This window comes from Mesorhizobium sp. LHD-90 (assembly GCF_030929505.1).
Classification (GTDB): Bacteria; Pseudomonadota; Alphaproteobacteria; order Rhizobiales; family Rhizobiaceae; genus Kumtagia.
Genome location: NZ_JAVFVV010000003.1, coordinates 334840 through 355605, shown reverse-complemented (window position 1 = coordinate 355605; position 20766 = coordinate 334840). Strand labels below are relative to the sequence as shown.

At 63.8% G+C, this 20766-nt stretch carries 15 protein-coding genes; 7 read left to right on the top strand and 8 right to left on the bottom strand.

What is annotated here, in order from left to right; all coding sequences use genetic code 11:
* Positions 1–121 precede the first annotated feature (121 nt).
* Positions 122–2065 (top strand): M10 family metallopeptidase, encoded by a 1944-nt coding sequence (locus RB623_RS05700; RefSeq protein WP_308055795.1) that lies wholly within the window; start codon positions 122–124, stop codon positions 2063–2065.
* A 144-nt stretch (positions 2066–2209) separates the two neighbouring features.
* On the top strand, positions 2210–4009 hold the full coding sequence (locus RB623_RS05695) for an NAD(P)/FAD-dependent oxidoreductase (protein WP_308055794.1): 1800 nt from the start codon (positions 2210–2212) through the stop codon (positions 4007–4009).
* A gap of 14 nt (positions 4010–4023) precedes the next feature.
* Here the strand turns inward: RB623_RS05695 and RB623_RS05690 are convergent, their stop codons facing one another.
* Together RB623_RS05690 and RB623_RS05685 are read right to left on the bottom strand one after the other, a co-directional pair.
* Positions 4024–5004 carry an AraC family transcriptional regulator gene (locus tag RB623_RS05690; protein ID WP_308055793.1) on the bottom strand — a complete coding sequence of 327 codons (981 nt, stop codon included), beginning with the start codon at positions 5002–5004 and terminating at the stop codon, positions 4024–4026.
* 103 nt (positions 5005–5107) lie between these two features.
* Positions 5108–6112: an AraC family transcriptional regulator gene (locus tag RB623_RS05685; protein ID WP_308055792.1), complete on the bottom strand. Its 1005-nt coding sequence runs from the start codon at positions 6110–6112 to the stop codon at positions 5108–5110.
* Between the two features lie 562 nt (positions 6113–6674).
* Here RB623_RS05685 and RB623_RS05680 point away from each other — a divergent pair.
* Positions 6675–9440, top strand: a complete 2766-nt coding sequence (locus RB623_RS05680; RefSeq protein ID WP_308055791.1) for a calcium-binding protein — start codon at positions 6675–6677, stop codon at positions 9438–9440.
* A 59-nt stretch (positions 9441–9499) separates the two neighbouring features.
* Here RB623_RS05680 and RB623_RS05675 read toward each other — a convergent pair whose 3' ends face one another.
* Together RB623_RS05675 and RB623_RS05670 are read right to left on the bottom strand one after the other, a co-directional pair.
* The gene (locus RB623_RS05675) at positions 9500–10078 is read right to left on the bottom strand and encodes an HD domain-containing protein (RefSeq protein ID WP_308055790.1); all 579 of its coding nucleotides are present in this window, start codon (positions 10076–10078) and stop codon (positions 9500–9502) included.
* Entirely contained in the window at positions 10075–11226 is a 1152-nt protein-coding gene (locus RB623_RS05670) for a gamma-butyrobetaine dioxygenase (RefSeq protein WP_308055789.1), read from the bottom strand. Before RB623_RS05670 ends, RB623_RS05675 begins: the two co-directional genes overlap by 4 nt.
* Positions 11227–11359: 133 nt before the next feature.
* Here RB623_RS05670 and RB623_RS05665 point away from each other — a divergent pair, with 133 nt between their 5' ends.
* A complete protein-coding gene (locus tag RB623_RS05665; RefSeq protein ID WP_308055788.1) occupies positions 11360–12286 on the top strand; it encodes a LysR family transcriptional regulator in 927 nt (308 codons plus the stop codon).
* 132 nt (positions 12287–12418) lie between these two features.
* Positions 12419–14275, top strand: coding sequence for an ATP-binding protein (locus tag RB623_RS05660; RefSeq protein ID WP_308055787.1), 1857 nt, complete (start codon positions 12419–12421; stop codon positions 14273–14275).
* Positions 14276–14440: 165 nt separating this feature from the next.
* Here RB623_RS05660 and RB623_RS05655 read toward each other — a convergent pair whose 3' ends face one another.
* Entirely contained in the window at positions 14441–15235 is a 795-nt protein-coding gene (locus RB623_RS05655; protein WP_308055786.1) for a GGDEF domain-containing protein, read from the bottom strand.
* 83 nt (positions 15236–15318) lie between these two features.
* Positions 15319–16293: a tRNA (adenosine(37)-N6)-dimethylallyltransferase MiaA gene (gene miaA, locus RB623_RS05650; protein ID WP_308055785.1), complete on the bottom strand. Its 975-nt coding sequence runs from the start codon at positions 16291–16293 to the stop codon at positions 15319–15321.
* Here miaA and serB point away from each other — a divergent pair.
* Both serB and RB623_RS05640 read left to right on the top strand, forming a co-directional pair.
* The gene (gene serB / locus RB623_RS05645; RefSeq protein ID WP_308055784.1) at positions 16292–17176 is read left to right on the top strand and encodes a phosphoserine phosphatase SerB; all 885 of its coding nucleotides are present in this window, start codon (positions 16292–16294) and stop codon (positions 17174–17176) included. The two genes, miaA and serB, sit on opposite strands and share 2 nt — an antisense overlap.
* Positions 17173–17736: a GNAT family N-acetyltransferase gene (locus RB623_RS05640; protein ID WP_308055783.1), complete on the top strand. Its 564-nt coding sequence runs from the start codon at positions 17173–17175 to the stop codon at positions 17734–17736. The genes serB and RB623_RS05640 overlap by 4 nt, the downstream gene beginning before the upstream one ends.
* On the opposite strand, the gene RB623_RS05635 is transcribed toward RB623_RS05640, so the two are convergent.
* Positions 17733–18803: a YopT-type cysteine protease domain-containing protein gene (locus tag RB623_RS05635; RefSeq protein WP_308055782.1), complete on the bottom strand. Its 1071-nt coding sequence runs from the start codon at positions 18801–18803 to the stop codon at positions 17733–17735. The genes RB623_RS05640 and RB623_RS05635 overlap by 4 nt on opposite strands.
* 239 nt (positions 18804–19042) lie before the next feature.
* Positions 19043–20617 carry a DegQ family serine endoprotease gene (locus tag RB623_RS05630; RefSeq protein WP_308055781.1) on the bottom strand — a complete coding sequence of 525 codons (1575 nt, stop codon included), beginning with the start codon at positions 20615–20617 and terminating at the stop codon, positions 19043–19045.
* Positions 20618–20766 lie beyond the last annotated feature (149 nt).

Genomic DNA, 20766 nt, shown 5'->3' with positions numbered 1-20766 from the left:
TTTCGAGAACCGGAACGGAGTGTACGTTCTGCTACATGAGTACCGGAAGCGCAGAAAACCGCCATTTGCAGACCGCCATGACCTGAACATAAACAGACCGTAGCCGGTCCGGAGCACTGACATGCGCGCCCTGCCTCCCGACGGTCCCGTCGCAAATGGCACCAACGATCCCGTAACCGCCAACGTCGCTTCCGGCGTCCAGCGCATCGACGGCTTGCTCGGACCGAGGAGATGGTCCGACGGCTCCGTCAGCTACAGCGACCCCGACGCGGTATCCGACTATGGCGCCGGCCATCCCGAGCCCTTCGCCAACTTTTCCCAGCTCAGCGCGCAACAGATGGTGGCGGTGCACTTCGCGTTGAACACCGGGATCCAAACGCAACCGAGCGGCGCGGTCGGCTTTTCCGTCGAAGGTTTCACTGGCCTCAACGTGAGCTACGCGGGAACAGGCGTCGGGGCCGCGACTTTGCGCTACGCCAACACGAGCAACCCGAGCACTGCATATGCCTACTTTCCGAACACGGCCAATTACGGCGGCGACGCCTTCTTCGGCCCAGCGGGCGACCTGCCGACGGCGGGCAACTACGACTGGCATACGATCATTCACGAGACCGGACACGCGCTTGGTCTGAAGCACGGCCACGAGACCGGCGACTTCGGCGCGCTGCCGGCCAATCGGGACTCGCTTGAATACACCGTGATGACCTACCGCACCTTCATCGGCGACGACACCAGAGGCTACAACTACGAGACGTGGAGCGCACCGCAAACCTTCATGATGGACGACATCGCGGCCCTGCAGCACATGTACGGGGCCGACTACAGCACCAACAGCGGCGACACCGTCTATTCCTGGGACGCGACGACAGGCGAAACCTACGTCGATGGGAACCTTGCCATCGACCCGGGCGCAAACCGCATTTTTCAGACCATTTGGGACGGCGGCGGCAACGACGCCTACGATCTCTCCAACTATGCGACCGACCTTTTCGTCAGCCTGACCCCGGGCGGCTATTCGACGTTCTCCAGCGACCAACGCGCCTATCTCGGCGGCGGTCCCAACGGCGGCTTCGCGCGCGGCAACGTGTTCAACGCCTTCATGTACAAGAACAACCCGGCATCCCTGATCGAAAACGTCATTGGCGGCTCCGGTGCCGACAACATCAACGGCAACCGCGCGGCCAACCGCCTGGATGGCGGCGCGAACGCCGACACGATGACGGGCCGTCTCGGCGACGACACCTATCTTGTCGACAATTGGGCCGATGCGGTCGTCGAAGCCATCGACGAGGGCATCGACGTGGTGCTGGCATCTGCCTCCTGGGTCCTGTCGGCCGGCGCCGAGATAGAATTCCTGGAAACCGCGTCGCAAACCGACGCGACAGCGATCGACCTCACGGGCAATGCCTTCTCCCAGACCATCGTCGGCAATGCCGGCATTAATGTGCTGAAGGGCGGCGGCGGCCTGGACACGCTGTCGGGCCTGGACGGTAACGACATCTATCTGGTCTACAAGGCCACCGACGTCATTCAGGAGAGCTCCACGCAAGGCGCCGACCGCATCGGCGCCGGCACCTCCTATGTCCTCGCCGCCGACGTCCATGTCGAGCATATGGCCACGACCTCGGTCGCCGGGACGCGCCCCATCAATCTCACTGGCAACGAGATCGGCCAAAGGATGAATGGCAATGCCGGCGCCAACCGGCTGGAGGGCAAGGGTGGCAACGACACGCTGAAGGGACTTGGCGGCGCGGATACTTTCGTCTTCGCCAGCAAGCTTGGCGACGGCAATGTCGACACGATCCTCGATTTCAGCGTGCCCGACGACCGCATGCTGCTTTCGGACGCAATCTTCGCCGCCCTAAACACAGGCACATTGGCCTCCGCCGCGTTCCGGACCAACACCACCGGGCTGTCGAGCGACGCCAGCGACCGCATCATCTACGAGACCGACACCGGCAGGATCTTTTACGACGCGGACGGGACCGCCGCTGCGGTCGGCGTCCACTTCGTCACCATCACAGCCGGGCTGGCGCTCACCAACGCGGATTTTTCGGTGGCGTGAGCCCCGCCCAAGCCACTGGCACAATACATAAGACCGGCCCCGACTTTGGTCGGGCGTGACGGCGGGCAAAGCCTTCGCTCATACTGCAAAAGGTTCGCCGCGAGGAGGCACGCGGGCCGCGAGGTCTTTCCTGGGAGGTTTTTCATGCTCGACAAGGCGCCGAACCAAAAACTGTCGGACCTGCTGCAAAAGTTCGGCGGCGCGCTCGCCGCCGGCGACATCGATGGCGCGGTCGACTGTTTCCAGGAGGATTGCTACTGGCGCGACCTCGTCACGTTCACCTGGAATATCAAGACGATGGAGGGTCGCGACCAGATTCGCGACATGCTGAAAAGCCGGCTTGCCGGAACGAAACCCTCCAACTGGCAGATCGCCGAGGGCGAGGACGCCGCCGAAAACGACGGCCTGCTGGAAGGCTGGATCAGCTTCGAGACCGAGGTGGCACGCGGCTTCGGCCAGATCAGGGTTCGCGACGGAAAAATCTGGACCTTGCTTACCACCATGGTCGAGTTGAAGGGTTTCGAGGAGCCCGCCGGCTTCGCCCGGCCGATGGGTGCAAAACACGGCGCCGGAAGAAACCGCCCGACCTGGAAGGAGGAGCGCGAAAAGGAGCAGGCCGAGCTCGGCTTCAGCAAGCAGCCCTACTGCCTGATCATAGGCGGCGGCCAGGGCGGCATCGCGCTCGGCGCGCGGCTGCGCCAGCTCGGTGTGCCTACCATCATCGTCGAGAAAAACGAGCGCCCGGGCGACAGTTGGCGCAAGCGCTACAAGTCGCTCTGCCTGCACGACCCGGTCTGGTACGATCACCTGCCCTATATCGACTTCCCGAAGAACTGGCCGGTGTTCTCGCCGAAGGACAAGATCGGCGACTGGCTGGAAATGTACACGAAGGTCATGGAGCTCAACTATTGGGGCTCGACCGAGGCCAAGAGCGCTTCTTACGACGACAAGAAGAAGGAATGGACGGTCACCGTCACGCGCGACGGCAAGGACATCGTGCTCAAACCCAAGCAGCTCGTGCTCGCTACCGGCATGTCGGCAAAACCCAACATGCCGAAGATCAAGGGCATGGAGAATTTCAAAGGCGACCAGCACCACTCGTCGAAACATCCAGGCCCGGACGCCTATGCCGGCAAGAAGGCGGTGGTCATCGGCTCCAACAACTCCGCCCACGACATCTGCGCGGCCCTTTGGGAAGCCGGCATCGACGTCACCATGGTGCAGCGCTCGTCGACCCATATCGTGCGGTCCGACACGCTGATGGACGTCGGCCTGAGTGCGCTCTATTCGGAAAAGGCGGTGCAGTCGGGCATGACCACGGCCAAGGCCGACCTGATCTTCGCCTCCCTGCCCTACAAGATCCTGCACGAGTTCCAGATCCCGCTCTATGCCGAGATGAAAAAGCGCGACGCCGCCTTCTACGAGGGACTGGAAAAGGCCGGCTTCATGCTCGATTGGGGCGACGACAACTCCGGCCTGTTCATGAAATATCTTCGCCGCGGCTCGGGTTATTACATCGACATCGGCGCCTCGCAGTTGATCATCGACGGCGAGATAAAGCTCGCCCGCGGCGACGTGAAGGAGATCAGGGAGCATTCCGTCCTGCTCGAGGATGGCACCGAGCTGCCCGCCGACCTGATCGTCTACGCCACCGGCTACGGCTCGATGAATGGCTGGGCGGCCGATCTCATCTCAAGGGAAGTGGCCGACAAGGTCGGCAAATGCTGGGGCCTCGGCTCGAGCACCACCAAGGACCCCGGCCCGTGGGAAGGCGAGCAGCGCAACATGTGGAAGCCGACGCAGCAGGAGGCGCTGTGGTTCCACGGCGGCAATCTGCACCAGTCGCGCCACTATTCGCAGTTCCTTTCGCTGCAGCTCAAGGCCCGGATGGAGGGCATTCCGACGCCTGTCTACGCGCTGCAACAGGTGCATCACAAGGGATAGCGCAGCGCCCGTCCTCAGCTCTCGGCGATGCCGCGCACCTGCGACGGCTTCTCGCCGAACCGCTGGCGGAAACGGCGGTTAAAATAGGACACCTCGTTGAAACCGACGGCATAGGCGATGTCGACGACCTTCAACTGGTCCTTGCCCTTGTCGGCCAGCATCTTTCGTGCTGCCTGCAGTCTCAATTCCGTCACCCGGTCGGCGAAGCCGGTACCGGTTTCCTGCAACAGGTCGTTCACGTAACGCGGCGTAAGGCCGAGCTTGCGGGCGACGTGGGCGGTGGAAAACGACGGATCCGTGAAATGCTTGCGGATCAGCACGACGATCTCCTCGATGCGCGCCGCACGCAGTCCGCGCAGCTTCGCCAGTTCTGCCGAGTCGCCATTGGCGCCGAGCACGAGCGCGACGAGATCGATCAGCGTGGTCGCGACATGGTCGAACAGCGCCGGATCCGGCTCGCCCTGGGTCAGGTGCGGCAAGATGCCGACATAGCGCCTGAGATGTAAAGCCGCTTTGGGTGCGGCGTCGAGCGGCCGCGCTACCAGGTCATAGGCATTGGTCACGCGCTCCAGCAGCATCCTGGACGGGATGTCGAGCATGACGAAATCGTAGCCGCCGGGCTGCCGCACGGACCCCGCTTCGCTCTCCGCCACCAGGATGGGGCTTTCTGGCCGATGCACCGTTTCCCGGCCCGCCTGCGCCTGGATCAGGGGAGACCCGTTGTTGCTGAAGGCCAGGCAGAAATTCGAGCGGACTGCGGCGGCGACCTGCTGCTTGCTGCGCATCAGCGTGTCGATGGCGGCGGTGGTGGCACCGACATTGATGCCGCAAAAATGCTGGGCCTCCGCCGTGGCGAAAAACGGCTTGTCCTCGATGCGCCTGAGGTCGAAATCGCAATAGGCGGCTACATACATGTCGTGCCACGTGTTGAAACGCGCCCGGTCATCGAGCCCGGCTGGCATGTCTTGTGTGGAGAGGATGAGCTTTTGCGTCACGTCCAACGCCCCTCACGACGGCCAGACCGCGGGCGCGAGGATATCGCCGCCATCGGAGAGACGGAAACGCGGAGACCGGGTTGCGCGTTCTGGGGCCGCAAACTCAGGCTCTTTCACTGACGAGGCCGTCGCCGTCGGCGTGGCCTCGCGCATCCGAGGGCTTTTCGCCAAAACGCTGGCGGAAGCGACGATTGAAATAGGATACCTCGTTGAAACCCACCGCATAGGCGATATCGATCACCTTGAGCCGGTCTTTGCCTTTGTCGGCGAGCATTTTCCGCGCCGTCTGAAGTCTCAGTTCGGTCACCCGCTCGGCGAAGCCAATGCCGGTTTCCTGCAGCAGGTCGTTCACGTAGCGCGGCGTCAGTCCGAGTTTGCGCGCGACATGGGCGGTGGAAAACGCCGGGTCTGCGAAATGCTTGCGGATCAGCGCGAACACATCCTCGAGGCGAGCGGCGCGCAAGCCACGCATTTTCGCCAGATCCGCCGAGTCGCCATTGGCGCCGAGCACGAGCGCGACGAGATCGATCAGCGTGGCCGCTATATGGTCGAGCAGCAAGCGATCCGGCTCGCCCTGCGTCAGTTGCGGAAGAATGCCGATATAGCGCTTGAGATGTGCCGCCACCTGCGGTGCGGCGTCGAGCTGGCGCGCGACCATGTCGTACGCATTGGCGACACGTCCGATCAGCAGTTGCGGCGGGATGTCGAGGAGGAGAAAATTGAAGCCGCCTAGCTGGCGGATGTCGCCCGCCTCGCCTTCCGTCACCAGCACCGGGCTGTCGATCCGATGCACTGTTTCCCGCCCGAGCTGCACCTGGACGATCGGAAACGCGTTTCGGCTGAATGCCAGGCAGAAATTCGAGCGCAGTGAGGCCCCGGCGACGTGCTGCTTGTTGCGCAGGACTCGATCGACGGCGGCATCCGTGCTGGCGACACCTATCCCGCCGATCGCCTGGAATTCCGTATTGGCGGCAAAGGGCTTGTCTTCGACGCGCCTCAGATCGAACTCGCAATAGGCCGCCACATACATGTCGTGCCAGGTGTTGAAGCGCCCGCGATCGTCGAGGCGGTCCGGCATCCCCTGGGTTGACAGAACCAGCTTGTCCATTGCGCCCGAACATCGCCCCCTTGGCCGCGCGCGAAAAAGATGCCGAGAGCCTATCCGCAAGATCAAGTGAAAGGAATAGCGCGCGGCAGCGGCGTTGCGGAGCAAACCGAAATCGATGCGAACAGCCTGGCCGCGTGTTTCGGTTGCAGGAAACTGTGTCGGCCACAGTTTCGATACGAAATCGCGCGGGCGCCGAAATCGAGTCGAAACAAGGCGAAGGCATATGGGCGCCCAACGAACTCGCCGGTGCGGATGACCACATCGCCGCGCCAGAACATGGCGAGCCGCGCCGGCGGACTTATGCTCGGCGCGAGAGAGGGAAGAGGAGGAAGTCCAGGCCGGCGCGCACCGCCGCCGGCGTCTACGGCCGAACGGCCGGTTCTTCTAATGTCTCGACTGCGTCATCAAGCTTCAGACCACAACCCATCCACGTCGAAACCGCGAACGGTGCATCCGCCTGCATCTCTTGAGGAGATCGCCGGGGAGGCAACCGGTTCGCATCCATTGAATGGGAGCCCGCGCCTGATCGGCGCGGCGCGGCCGGCAACCTCAAGGAACTCCAATGCCTGTAACCAGCGTCTTCACCCACGCAGCCACCAAATTCGAATTCCAGGCCAACACCTTCGAGGGAGGCGACCAGCTCCTTCCCGATGTCACCGGCCTCGCCAATGGCGGCTTCGCCGTCGCCTACCACAGCGGCACAGCCGCCACCGGCTCGCTCCAGGTGGATTTCTACGACGCCGCGCATGAAGTCGTAGGAACGTTCCGCACGCCCTATGTGGGCCCCACCACAGTGGTGGGGCAGCCGCAGGTCGTTCAGTTGGAAAACGGCAATGTGGTCGTCGCCTGGGGGGACTCCGGCGAAGGTTTCAGGGCGCGTATCTACACCGAGAGCGGAGTTGAGGTCAGCCTGGAACTCGCTTTGAGTTTCGGCGGAAGCGCCGAAAACCTTCAGATCTCCGCGCTCAACGGCGGCGGGTTCGTTGCCACGTACGGCATCAACGATCACATCTACCAGGCCCGCTTCAGCGAGAACGGCCTCAATCTCGACGGCGGTTTCTTCCAGGTCGACACCGGTCTTGTCAGTGCGCATGACGCCACCGTCACCGCGCTGAGCGGCGGCGGCTATGTCGTTACCTATACCGACACCGCTCCCGCCGACCAGACGATCCGCGCCCGCATCTACGATGCCGACGGGTCAACCCTGGTGAACGACTTCGTCGTCGCCACCGCCGGCGACAACACCGACTCGCAGGTGGTCGGCCTCGGCAACAACCGCTGGGCCGTCGTCTACAAGGACACCGGCTGGCAGGGCGGCGACGCCGGCAATTCCGGCATCACCTTGCAGATCTTCGACAACAACGGCCTCAATGTTACGCCCGATCTCTACCAGCACGTCAACACGCCGTCTGCCTATGTGGAAAGCGATCCGCATATCACAGTGCTGGAGAACGGCTTCATCGTCGTCACTTGGACCAGGGAACTGAGCGCCAGCGATCACGACATTCTGGCGCGCGTCTACACCCCGGAGGGCCACGCGGTAACCGACGAATTCACGATCACCGTCTCGGGGAACCTCGACGTGAAATCCGCTGTCTCCGGCCTGCTGTCCGGACAATTTGTCACCGCCTGGCAGGACAACACCAGTGACGGCGACGGGGGCCAGATCAGCGCAGCGATCAACGAGGTCGTCCGTGTCACCACCGGCGACGCCCTCGACAACGTCTATCTCGGTGATGCCTTACGCGACAACATTGCCGGTCTCGACGGGAAGGACTTTCTGCACGGTCTGGGCGGCGACGACGCCATCAGTGGCGGCGACGGCAACGACATGCTCTATGGCCAGGACGGCAACGACAGGCTCTACGGCGGCGCCGACGACGACCAGCTTTTCGGAGGGGCCGGCGACGACTACCTTGCCGGCGAGGCGGGGCTCAACAGTCTGGCAGGCGGCGAAGGCAACGACACCTATCTTGTCGAAACTGCGAACGACACCGTCTCCGAACTGAACTCCGGCGGCGACAAGGATCGCATTCTCGTGCTGGACAGCTACACGCTCGCGGACGGCGCCAACATCGAAATTCTGGCGGCGAACGTACCGGGCGGCGTCGATGATCTGACGCTCACCGGCAACGGCGACGACACCCATATCATCGGCAACCACGGCGACAACAAGATCGAAGGCAAGGGCGGCGTCGACACGCTCGAGGGCTTGAAGGGTAACGACGTCTACATCGTCGACAACGCCGCCGACGTGATCATCGAGACGGCTGGCAACGGCACGGCCGACCGTGTCATGGCGCGCGTCGACTACACCCTCGCCAAGGACGTCGATATCGAGCTGTTAACCACCACCAGTTCCTCCGGCAATTCCGCGATCAACCTCACCGGCAACGCACTCGCGCAGGAGATTGCCGGCAATGCCGGCAAGAACACGCTGAAGGACGGCGGCGGCGCCGGGGACATGCTGAAGGGGTTGGCCGGCGACGACGTCTACCTCGTCTACAGCGCCGCCACGCAGATCGTGGAAGGCTCCAGCCAGGGCGCGGCCGACAAGGTGATGGTCAATGTCGACTACGCGCTCGGCATCGGCGTCTATGTCGAGCAGCTTTCCACCACCAACAGCAACGGCAACGCGGCGATCGACCTCACCGGCAACAACCTGTCCCAGCAGATCACCGGCAATGCCGGCGAAAACATCCTGAAAGATGGCGGCGGCGCCGGAGACATGCTGAAGGGGCTGGCCGGCGACGACATCTACCTCGTCTACAGCGCCGACACCCAGATCATCGAAGGCGCCGCCCAGGGCGCGCTCGACAAGGTGAGCGTCAATGTCGACTACACGCTCGGCGCCGGCGTGCATGTCGAGCGGCTGGCCACCACCAGCGCCGCCGGCAAGGCGGCGATCGACCTCGCCGGCAACGAGATCGCCCAGAAGATCGTCGGCAATGCCGGCGCCAACATCATCAACGGCAAGGGCGGCAGCGACACACTGCAGGGGCTGGGCGGCAAGGACACCTTTGTGTTCTCATCGACGCTGGGCGCCGGCAATGTCGACACCGTCGCCGACTTCAACGCCGCCGATGACACGATCAGGCTGGAAAACGCCATCTTCACCAAGCTGGCTGCTGCCGGCGCGCTGGCGGCCGGCAACTTCCGCGCAAACGCCTCCGGTGTGGCCGTCGACGCCAACGACTACGTCGTCTATGAGACCGACACCGGAAAGCTCTTCTACGACGCAGACGGCAACGGCGCCGGCAAGGCCATCCAGTTCGCCGTGCTGACCGACCATCCTTCGATCACCGCGGCCGACTTCGTGGTGATCTGACCGGGACTAGGGGGCCGGCATCCGCGCCGGCCCCGGTTTCCCTCTGTGCGCGAAGACCTTCACCCGTCGTGCGTCCGCACCACCCGCTCCAGCAGCGGCACGTAATCGCGAAGACTTTTGGTCCGCATGCCGGCGATCTTGCCGCCTTCGTCCCAAAGCCGCACCCGCACCGCCTCGTCATGGAACGGGTTCTTGCGAAATTCGGCGACCTCGTCTGGGCTCATCGGCCCGCCTTGCAGCGACAGCGTGTGAACCGAAGCCTCGGACAGCTTTCCGAAATAGCTCGGGTCGGTGGCGCAGAGATAGCGCTTGGCGGCGACATGCAGGCGCACGCATTCGACGATCACCGGCGGGAAGAACGGCTCCAGCAGCGCACCGCCCGCCTCGTCATGATGCTTGTCCTCGATGTCGTCCGGCGAATAGGTGCCGAACTCGCTGGTGAAATGGCCGATGTCGTGCAGCAGCGCGGCCGCCACCAACTCGTCTGGTGCGCCTTCTTGTTCGGCCAGCCAGGCGCCCTGCAGCATGTGCTCGGACATCGTCACCGGCTCGCCGAGATAGGCGTCGTCGCCGCGCCGCTCGAAAATGTCGGCGATGACCTCGATGATGGTTTCGGTCGTCGGCGCGATCTTGCTCATTCGGCGGCTTCCTTGAAATTTTTCTGGAGGGCGGCGAGCGTCGACAGCAGCCCGTCCCGGTCGGCATAGCAGCCCTGGAGCCAGCGCTTGCCGGTCCCGGAAAACGCCTTGCGGGCATGCAGCACGCGCGTATTGTCGACGATGAATGCCTGTCCGGGCTCCAGCTTGAACGTCACTTCGAAGGACGGATCCTCGATCATCTCGGCGAAGCGGCGATAGGCGCGGTAATAGGCTTCCATGTCGTCGAACGGCACGTCGGTGACCGGCGCCAGCGAGCGGTTGTTGAAACGCACGGCGATGAGTTCGCCGTCCGGGCCGAGTTCGATCATCGGCCGCTTCGAGCGCAGGCGCACGCCTGCCGAACCCGCATATTCGAACCGCGCGGCCCTCGACGAGAGCAGCCGGAACCCTTCCGGATATTCGTCCTGCAAGGCGGCCGCGACGGCGAATCCGTCTACCACGCTGGATTCGCCGCCCTCCACCGTATTCTCGATGCAGGCCAGGATTTGCAGCGTCGGCACCGGATCGCGGTACGGATTGTCGGTATGCGCCTGCAGCCCCAGATTGGTGTAGGCGAGGTTGTTGGGATTGACCTCCGCCCGCACCTCGAACCAGCGGCCGTAGTTGGTCTCGCGCACATAGCCGAACAGGTCGACGATGCTGATCAACGCCCCGGACTCGGCCGGCAGCCCGTCCATCACTGCGAAACCGTAACGGTGCACCGCAGCAAGCCAGTCGCGCAGCGCCGCGCCTTGCGCCGAGGCGGCGGCGAAATGTGCGCGCGGGACGGCGTGCTGTATTGTGGCGCGGGTCCAGCGCTCGATGCCGCCATCGGTCCATCCCGCTTGTGCCGGCGCGCCGCGGTCATAGGCATGGAGCGCAAGCCAGCCGGACGGGAAGCGCACGGCTTTTCCTTCTGGCAGGAACTGCACGGAGAGGTCGCCACCGGCGACCGCCGCCTCGCCGATGCGGGTATCGGCTGGAATGTCCAGGACGGTGATCAGCCGCTGGCCGTTGCCGGAACTTCTGGTCTTGTCGTCCAGAGCATTGTCGCGCAGCCAGCCGGCATGGAATCGCGCCGTCGAGCCGTTGGCCCAGGCGAGTGTCAGGAACCGCCCCTCTTCCCCGACCACGACTTCCGTCAGCATGATGGCTGGCCTCCCGCTTGCTCTGCTTTGCAGGATGCTGAACCTTCCCATATAAGACAAATTATCGTTTTCGCTCGATAAGGCCAAAAATTTTTATGGCTCGTCATGATCGCAGAAATCCGGTAACCGGCGCATGACGGCGCCCGGCCCTCGCAACGACAGCAAGCGATCCGGCAATGGCGGTGTCGTCGCCATGCCGCATCTGGACTGGCTGCGCAGCTTCGAGGCCGCCGCCCGCCTGTCGAACTTCACTGCCGCCGCCGCCGAACTCGGCCTCACCCAGGCGGCGATCAGCCAGCACATCCGCGCGCTGGAAGGCAAGGTCGGCCGAAAGCTGTTCAACCGCCTGGCGCGCGGCGTCGAACTCACGCCCGACGGCGCCGCCTATCTGCCGCATATCCAGTCGGCCTTCGCCACCATCGCCAACAGCACCCACGAATTGTTCGAACCGGCCGCGACCCATAGCGTGCCGCTGCGCTCGCCGGTCTCGTTCGCCACGCTGATGATCGCGCCGCTGCTGCCCCGTCTGTCGCGCGACCTGCCGCTCATCGAACTCGGCATCGAGACCATCCACCGTCCGGGGGACTATGGCGAGGAAAGCGAGATGCTCGACATCCGCTTTGGTCATGGCGACTTCGCCGGCCGGCGCGCCGACCGGTTGACCGACGAGACGCTGGTGCCGATGGGGGCGGCAAGCCTCGCCGGCGTGCCGGACTGGCATCGCCTCCCTCGGCTCTCGGTGGTCGGCGGACGTGGCATGTGGCGGGAATGGTTCTCCGCCGCCGGCATCGCCCAGCCGCCCTCCCCGGCTCACAAGTTCGATACCTTCGTCACCGCCATGCAGGCGGCACGTGAAGGCGCGGGCGTGCTGCTCGGCTCACGGCCGCTGGCGGACGCAGCCCTTCGCGAGGGCTCGCTCGTCATGCTTTCCGATTTCCAATTGGGCAGCGGCGCCGGCCACTTCCTCACCGCGCCGTCCGGCCGCCGGCTGGAAAAGCCCGAGGCCGATCTTCGCGCCTGGCTGGTGGCCGCCTTCGCCGAAGCATCGGGTATCGCCTGATAGAAACGCCGGCATTCGGCACATAAAGTTTTAGCGATCGCGTTAAGCCTTCCTAGACCATCGCGCCACACGCCGCTTTAACCCGAACCCGATAGCGTTGACTTTCGATCAGGAACCGGAGCGACCGCCGGAATGTTTGTCGAGCGGGACCAGTCCGCCGGGGAAGGCACAGTGCAGGAACGGCGCGACGCTGCGCAGAACGACAAGCGCATTCTCGGCCATGTCGTGCAATGCGACGGCGCGCGCGCCACCATCTCCGCCTATGCCGACGACGAGGAAGGCGCCGTCACCGGCATGTGGACGGTCGGCAAGATGATCTCCATCAATCTCGGCTCCATCCGAACGGTCGGCCTGGTCTACGCCATCGGCAAGTCGGACCGCTCCTGGTCGCCGGGCGAGCGGAATCCTATCGAGGTCAGCGTCGAACTCATCGGCGAAGTGCGCGACAGCGCGCCACCGGCGGCTCCCGTCTTCGATCGCGGCGTCACCCAGTATCCGCATATCGGGGCGATCGCCCACCGCATCCGCTCGCGTGACCTGCAGGCGGTCTACGATCTCGCCGGCCGGCGCGGCATCACGATCGGGGCCCTGTCTCAGGACGAGACGATCGATGCCTGCATCGCCATCGACGACACGCTGGCACGGCATTTCGCGGTGGTCGGCACCACCGGCGTCGGCAAGTCCACCGCCGTCTCCCTGCTTCTGCGCAAGGCGATCGAGGCGCGGCCGGACCTGCGCGTGCTCATCCTCGACCCACACAACGAATTCGCCAGCGCCCTGCCGGAACACAGCTATCGCATCGACACCAACAGCCTCGAACTACCCTTCTGGCTGTTCCGGCTGGAGGAACTCACCGAGGTGCTGTTCCGCGGCCGCGATGTCGTGCCCGAGGAACTGGACGCCTTGCGCGATCTGATCCCGCTCGCCAAGGCCAACTACCGCAGCGCCAACAGTGGCAATCTGGTCCGCCGCGGCCAGGACTCCATGACCGCCGACCTGCCGGTGCCCTACCGCATGGCCGACCTGATCCGACTGATCGACGAGCGCATGGGCCTGCTGGACAGCAAGAACGACCGTCCGGCGCTGAAGGCGCTGCGCACGCGTATCGAATCGGCGATCAACGACCCGCGCTACCGCTTCATGTTCGCCTCGCGGCTGATCGAGGATTCGATCCACGAGACCATCGGCAAGATTTTCCGCGTGCCGCATGGCGGCCGCCCGGTCACCTGCTTCGAGATGGCGGGCCTGCCTTCGGAGGTCGTCAACTCCGTCTGCTCGGTGCTGGCGCGGCTAGCCTTCGACCTGGCGCTGTGGAGCGATGGCAAGCTGCGACTGCTGTTCATGTGCGAGGAAGCGCATCGCTACATGCCGGCCGACCCGCGCCTCGGCTTCGCGCCGACCCGCCACGCGCTGTCGCGCATCGCCAAGGAAGGCCGCAAATATGGCTGCTTCCTCGGTGTTGTCACCCAGCGGCCGGGCGAACTCGATCCGACCATCCTGTCGCAATGCTCGACCGTCTTCGCCATGCGCCTCGCCAACGAGCAGGATCAGGCGATCATCCGTTCGGCCATCGCCGACTCCTCGGCCTCGACCCTGTCGTTCCTGTCCTCCATGGGACAGCGCGAAGCGATCGCCTTCGGCGATGGCATCGCCACCACCATGCGCTTCAAGTTCGAACGGCTGGCGGCTGACCGCATCCCCGGCGCGGGAAAACACCACGCGGCAGATGTCGTTTCGGGAATGGGCGGCGAACCCGATATCGCCGAGATCGTCGACCGGCTCCGCAACCAGCAACGGCCTGCCGGCGGGTCATTCACCGCCGCCGAACCGGTCGCAGCCACGCTTCAGCCCGGTGATCCCGGCTACCACAGGCCCGCTGCCTTGGAGCAACCCGCCCCGCTGCCGCCTCCCGCAGCACCGCTGCCGCGCCGCGAGGAACCGCGCGGCGACTTCCGCTCAAGCAGCGGCGGTTTTGGCCTGCGGCGGTAGACCCCACCTGATCTCAAAAAGGCTGTTTTTCGCCGTCGACGATTGGCGAGATTGCGACGACGGCCGGTTCGCCTCTTGGCACGGCAATGACGGCGCCAAACCGTCGTGACCGGCATACGCCGTCGCTCCGCACAGCGCAGAGGCGACCTTTGTCTGGTTCCGCATTCAGGCGCTTACGCGGTTTCGACCCTGCTTCTTCGCCTGGTAGAGCTGCTGGTCGGCACGGCGGAAAAAGTCCTCGGCGCTCTCCTTGCGGTCCCAGACCGCCAGACCGACGCTCGATGTGATCCGCAACCGGACGTTACCGGACAGGATCGGCATCGTGGCGATGCCCTTGCGGATGCGCTCGGCCAGACGCGTCAGCATCTCGACGTCCATGTTCGGCGCCACCACCGCGAATTCCTCGCCGCCGAGGCGCGCCACCACGTCGTGGTAGCGGGTCATCTCCTTGAGGCAACCGGCAACGGCGCGCAGCACCTCGTCGCCGACGTCGTGCCCATGGGTGTCGTTGACCTGCTTGAAATGGTCGAGGTCGAAGATCATCAGCCCGACCGGCTTTTCGATCTTGTCGAACTCCTCCAGATATTCCTTCAGCGCCTCGTCGAAATAGCGCCGGTTCTGCATGCCGGTCAGCGCGTCGGTCAGCGCCGCCTGCTCCAGCGTCACCGAACGGTCGCTGAGCGATTTGGTCATGGCCCGCAGCATGCCTTCTTCCTTCACCTGCGTGCGGATCAGCGGGTAGATGAAGAACACGCCGAAGAACAGCGCGGTGGCGATCAGCACGCCGGTGGCGAACAAAAGATGCGCCAGATAGGTGAAATGCGCGCCGGCGTCTTCCGGGTTGGTCAGTACGCGGGGGCTATCCTGCAGTACGTCATAGGCATGCAGAACCACCACGCCGGCACCAAGAATGACGGCGATGAAAACAATGAAAGCCGATTCGGATTTATGGAACCGCATTGCCTCTCCGCACCCACGGCGGACTTATCGCAGCTTCGACCTTACGGAGCGTTAACAACGGCAACCAACGCGTGAAACCCGTCTTAATCGTCCGGTAACCAAGCCTCCGTCGGGGAGCCTGATGAAATACTGTCGATTCCACCGCTAATTGATTGAATCCTTTTCCATTCCGGTCCGAATTGATTGCGAAACCACGTCGTCTGGCGCTTGGCGTATTGGCGGGTTGCAATCTTTGCGCGCAGGATCGCCTCGCGCTCGTCCAGGTCTCCGGCGATCGCCGCGGCAAGCTCGCGCACCCCGATCGCCTTCATCGCGGGCAGCGCCGGATCGAGGTTGAACCGAAGCAGATCCTGCACCTCTTCCCGGGCGCCGAGGTCGAGCATCCGGTCGAACCGTTCCTCGATTCGCCGGACCAGTTCCGCCCGCTCGGGCTCGATCACGAACAGCCGCGCGCTGCCCTGGTCGACCAGCGGCCGCCCCGCAACCGCTTGCCACTCGCGGATCGATTTCCCCGAACTTTCCAGCACCTCCAGCGCCCGCACGATCCGCTGCCCGTCCGACGGCTGCAGGAGCGCCGCGGTCGCCGGGTCCTCGCGCGTCAGCAGCCGGTGAAGCTTGTGCGGCCCCCGCTCCATCAATTCGTAGCGCCAGCGGTCGCGGACGCTAGCCGGTATCTCCGGCATCTCCGAAAGGCCCTGCAGCAGCGCCCGGAAATAGAGCCCGGTGCCGCCGACGAAGACTGGCCTGCGCCCGGCGAGAGCCCCTTCGTCGATCAGCCGCATCACGTCGCGCAGCCAGGCGCCGGTCGAATAGGGCGTCGAGGGATGGACGTGACCGTAGAGATGATGCGGCACGCGCGCCATGTCGCTGACGGTGGGGCGTGCCGTCAGCAGGTTGAGCACCGAATAACCCTGCATGGAATCGGTGTTGACGATCGCCCCGCCGATGCGCTCGGCAACCTCGAGCGCCAGCGCCGACTTGCCGCTGGCGGTCGGCCCGGCTATCAGGACCGCAGCTTTCAGCCGTCCCCGGCCCGCATCCCGAACGGAATCTTCCATGTCGCTCGTCGCCACGCTGATCTCGCATCCGGCCGAACGCGCCCTGACGCCTGCGCTGCTGGATATGGCATCGCGCGCCCTGATGGCAACCGGTTCGCGATGGCTGGCCGCCGGCATTGCTTGCGACCTCGCTTTGCCCGACGGTTTCGATGCAAACGTAGACCCCGGCCTGACCGCCGACCTCGCTTCGCGACGCATCGACCTCGTCGTCCAGCCGGCCGCCGGCCGCCGCAAGAGACTGCTGCTGGCGGACATGGACTCCACCATGATCGACCAGGAATGCATCGACGAACTGGCCGACGAGGTCGGGCTCAAGGACCACGTCGCCGCCATCACCGCGCGGTCGATGAACGGCGAGATCGCCTTCGAACCGGCGTTGCGCGAGCGCGTCGCGCTGCTCGCGGGCTTGGACGCCGGCGTCATCGACCGCATCGTCGCCAACCGGCTGACGCTGGCCTCCGGCGGCCGCGAGCTCGTCGCCACCATGCGCAGCCACGGCGCCTGGACGGCGCTGGTGTCCGGCGGCTTCACCGCATTCACCGCGCGCATCGCGCAAAAGCTCGGCTTCGACGAAAACCGCGCCAACATTTTGCTGGAGGCCAACGGAAGGCTCTCTGGCAAGGTCGCCGAGCCGATCCTCGGCCGTGAGGCCAAGGCCGCCGCGCTCGTCGAGATCGCCGCGCATCTCGGCATCTCCACGGCGGATTCGATCGCCGTCGGCGACGGCGCCAACGATCTCGACATGCTGGCGCTGGCAGGCGCCGGGGTGGCGCTGCACGCCAAGCCGGCGGTGGCCGAGCAGGCGCGCATCCGCATCGATCATGGCGATCTCACCGCCCTGCTCTACATCCAGGGCTACGCCGAAGCGGATTTTTCGCAATGAGCTTGTTCGCGACGGAGCGGCTCATCCTGCGCAACTGGCGGGAAAGCGACCGTGACCTGTTCCACCGCATCAATTCCGACGACACGGTGATGGAATTCTTCCCGTTCCGCCGAGACCGCGCGGAAAGCGACGCCATGATGGACCGCATGCGCGCCGAGATCGACCGCGACGGTTTTGGCTGGACGGCGGCGGAAATCGCTACGACCGGCGAATGCATCGGCTTCGTCGGTCTGCATGCCGCCGAGATCGAGCCGGTGGTTCCGCCCGGTTCCTTCGAGATCGGCTGGCGGCTTGCGCCGGAATATTGGGGAAAGGGTTATGTCACCGAGGCGGCCGCGCGCCTCATCGACCACGGCTTCGACGAACTCGGCCTAGCCGAGATTGTCTCCTTCGCGGTTTGGGACAACGAACGCTCGATCTCAGTCATGCGCCGTCTCGGCATGACGAAAACCGGCGAGTTCGACCATCCGCGGGTGCCCGACACGCATCCGAATCTCAAGCGGCATCGTCTGTACCGCATTTCACAGGAAGAACGGCGACAGCCACCGGTACTGAGTTAGTAAACCCCCTCCATTTTCCAGCTTCCCCAAGAGTAAAACCTCCACCAGTCGTTCATAAAACGATCCCGATCGGCGCAACCGGGTGGAAATCTGAACTCGCCGAAGTTCGAGTCAAAAAAATGAAGCCCGCCGTCAAGGTGGATGCCAATCGTGTGCCCGCTCCTACCATTTTTCGGAGCAAAGTTAACCAAAAATATCTCTACATTATTATCGGCATTATTTTCCGCTTTAGCCTTGCGCCGAACGGCCTTGATTACTTCGCTCCCACTCGCAGTGTCGTCTATCAGTTGGGGATCGTTGCTACAGCTATATATATTAAGGCTGCTGTACTTGGCGAGTTTTTGATTATCTGTCGCCACCTGCTTTACGGCCGTCCCAAACTGATTAGGTCTCCATTGTTTAAGATCGGATTGCATATCCCGAATAGTGCTATCCACCTTCTTCATCATACGTTTCTTTTCTGCTTTATCCAGCGTGAGTGGATGCACCGCAGGCTGATTTTTGCGGATCCCAAAGTTCGCTTTACCCATCAGGATTCGCCGTGCCCAATGAACCGTGAAGGAATAGCAAACACCAGAGTTACTTTCGGGCAAGAACATTGCCTGGGCAAATCCGTAAAGCAGGTATTGCGGATAGTCCTTTCTCAGCTGCTGATTGACCGCCGGGTCTTCTTTCATTCCCAATTTGGCGTCTTCGATTGTGGCATTGAGTTTGGCCAGCTTGGCCTGGTCGTTGGCGTAAGAGGTGCGCAGCGTCTTCAAGCCGCTGATGGCGTTGTCGATGTCGTTTTTGTTTACCTGGCCAGCCACTTTGTTTACATGGTCGGCCACTTTGTTTACATGGGCGGCCGCAAACAATTCGCGGATGGGTGTTCCAAAATATTCGTCATTGGTGATAGAATCCCGCCAAATTGTGCGTATCACACCCTGTAATTTGCCGGGTTCGTCCACAGAAAATCGCGCCGTAGAGGGGCTGTAGCTAAGCTTACTTCCGGGCGGCTTATTGGCTAGTTGCGCGAGCGTAGCGAGATTAAACGCGAGATTTCCAGGATCGCCAGGAGACGGCATCCAACTCTCCCAACATAGATCAGAAATTTAGTCGGTGCTGCGGCAGCGCGAAACGATGCGACGGTGTCGGAACTTTGTCAACGAAGCCCGCGAGGCCGATTGCCGATTCTCATGTTGGCGACCGGCCGCTGATTTATCCAGCGGACACGCTTGGCCGTACGGGCAGCGACCGATCACCTCAAGAACTGGCAATGGCAGTCGCCGGTGCAACGGACCTGAAGTCGTTGGGCTCCCTGAGATCAATCCATCCGCAGTGTGACGAAACGCAGCTCGCCGGTCTTCGACGACAGCATCAGCAGCGCGTTCTTGCGGCCCTGCTCCTTCAGCGCGCCGATGCGGTCCATCGCGTCCTTGGGCGACGACACCGATTCCTGGGCGATCTCGGTGATCACCTCGCCGGCGAGGATGCCGCGCTCGGCGGCCAACGACTTCGGATCGACCTCGGTGATCACCACGCCCGAAACGTCGCTGGCGATCTCGAACTTCTTGCGCGCATCATCGGTGAGTTCGCCGACCGTCATGCCGAGCACGGTGGCGGTCGTCACCGCCTCCTCCTGCTGCTCCTCGTCGTCCTCCTCCGCCGAGGCCTGCTTCTCGCCGTCCTCCAGCCGGCCGAGCGTGACCTTCACCGTCTGCTCCACGCCCTTGCGCACGATGATCACGTCCACCGCCTTGCCGACCGGGCTTTCGGCGACGACCCGCGGCAGGTCGCGCATGTCGTCCACGTCCTTGCCGTCGAACTTGATGATCACGTCGCCGGCCTGGATGGTTCCGTTGTCCACCGGTCCGCCCTTGATAACGCCGGCCACCAGCGCGCCCTTGGCGACCTTCATGCCAAGGCTTTCGGCGATCTCGTCGGTGACCGGCTGGATGCGCACGCCGAGCCAGCCGCGTCGCGTCTCGCCGAATTGCCGCAACTGGTCGACCACGCCGATCGCCAGTTCGGACGGGATCGAAAAGCCGATGCCGATCGACCCGCCGGAGGGCGAGATGATCGCGGTGTTGATGCCCACCACCTCGCCTTCCATGTTGAACAGCGGCCCGCCGGAATTGCCGCGGTTGATCGCCGCGTCGGTCTGGATGAAATCGTCGTAGGGGCCGGCATTGATGTCGCGGTTGCGGGCCGAAACGATGCCGACGGTCACCGTGCCGCCCAGCCCGAACGGGTTGCCGATCGCCATCACCCAGTCGCCGATGCGGATCCTGTTGGAATCTCCGAATTTCACCGCCGTCAGCTTCTTCAGCTTCGGATCGACCTTCAGCACGGCGATGTCTGTCTTGGTGTCGGTGCCGATCAGTTCGGCCTTAAGCTTCGACCCGTCGGAAAAATTCACCTCGATCTCGTCCGCGTCGGCGATCACGTGGTTGTTGGTGACAACGATGCCCTGCTCGGCGTCGACGACGAAGCCGGAACCCAGCGACTGCACCTTCTGTGCGCCCCCGCCCTGGCTGCCCTCGCCCTGCCGGTTCTTGAAGAAGTCGTCGAAGAAATCCTGGAACGGCGAGCCTTCGGGAAGCTGCGGCATCGGCACCGCGTTCGGCGCCTCCGTGCCCTTGACGTTCTGCGAGGTCGAAATGTTGACCACCGCGCCGAGCAGCCGCTCAGCCAGGTCGGCCACCGAAGCCGGGCCGTGCGACGGCTGGAGCTGAACCTGGGGAGGAGCGATCGGGGCCGGCTGCAGTTGCGCCGGAACCTGCTCCTGCGCCAACGCCAGTGGCGCAAAGGAAGGCACGGCGAGCGCTCCCGCTAGCACGGCTGCGGTCGTCGCGACCAGTCTCTTGCGGATGGCCGAACGGACGGACGTTGCGCTCATATGGTCGTTCTCCGGAGGTGGGCCTGCTTGGCGGCAACGCGGAATCTGCCAGCCGCCCGGCAGGGGTTTGCGCAAGAAATAGGGCGTGTTTGCGGCCTTGCCTATCGGCAAAATAACAAAGTTGTGTGAGAGCGCCACAATATAGATCT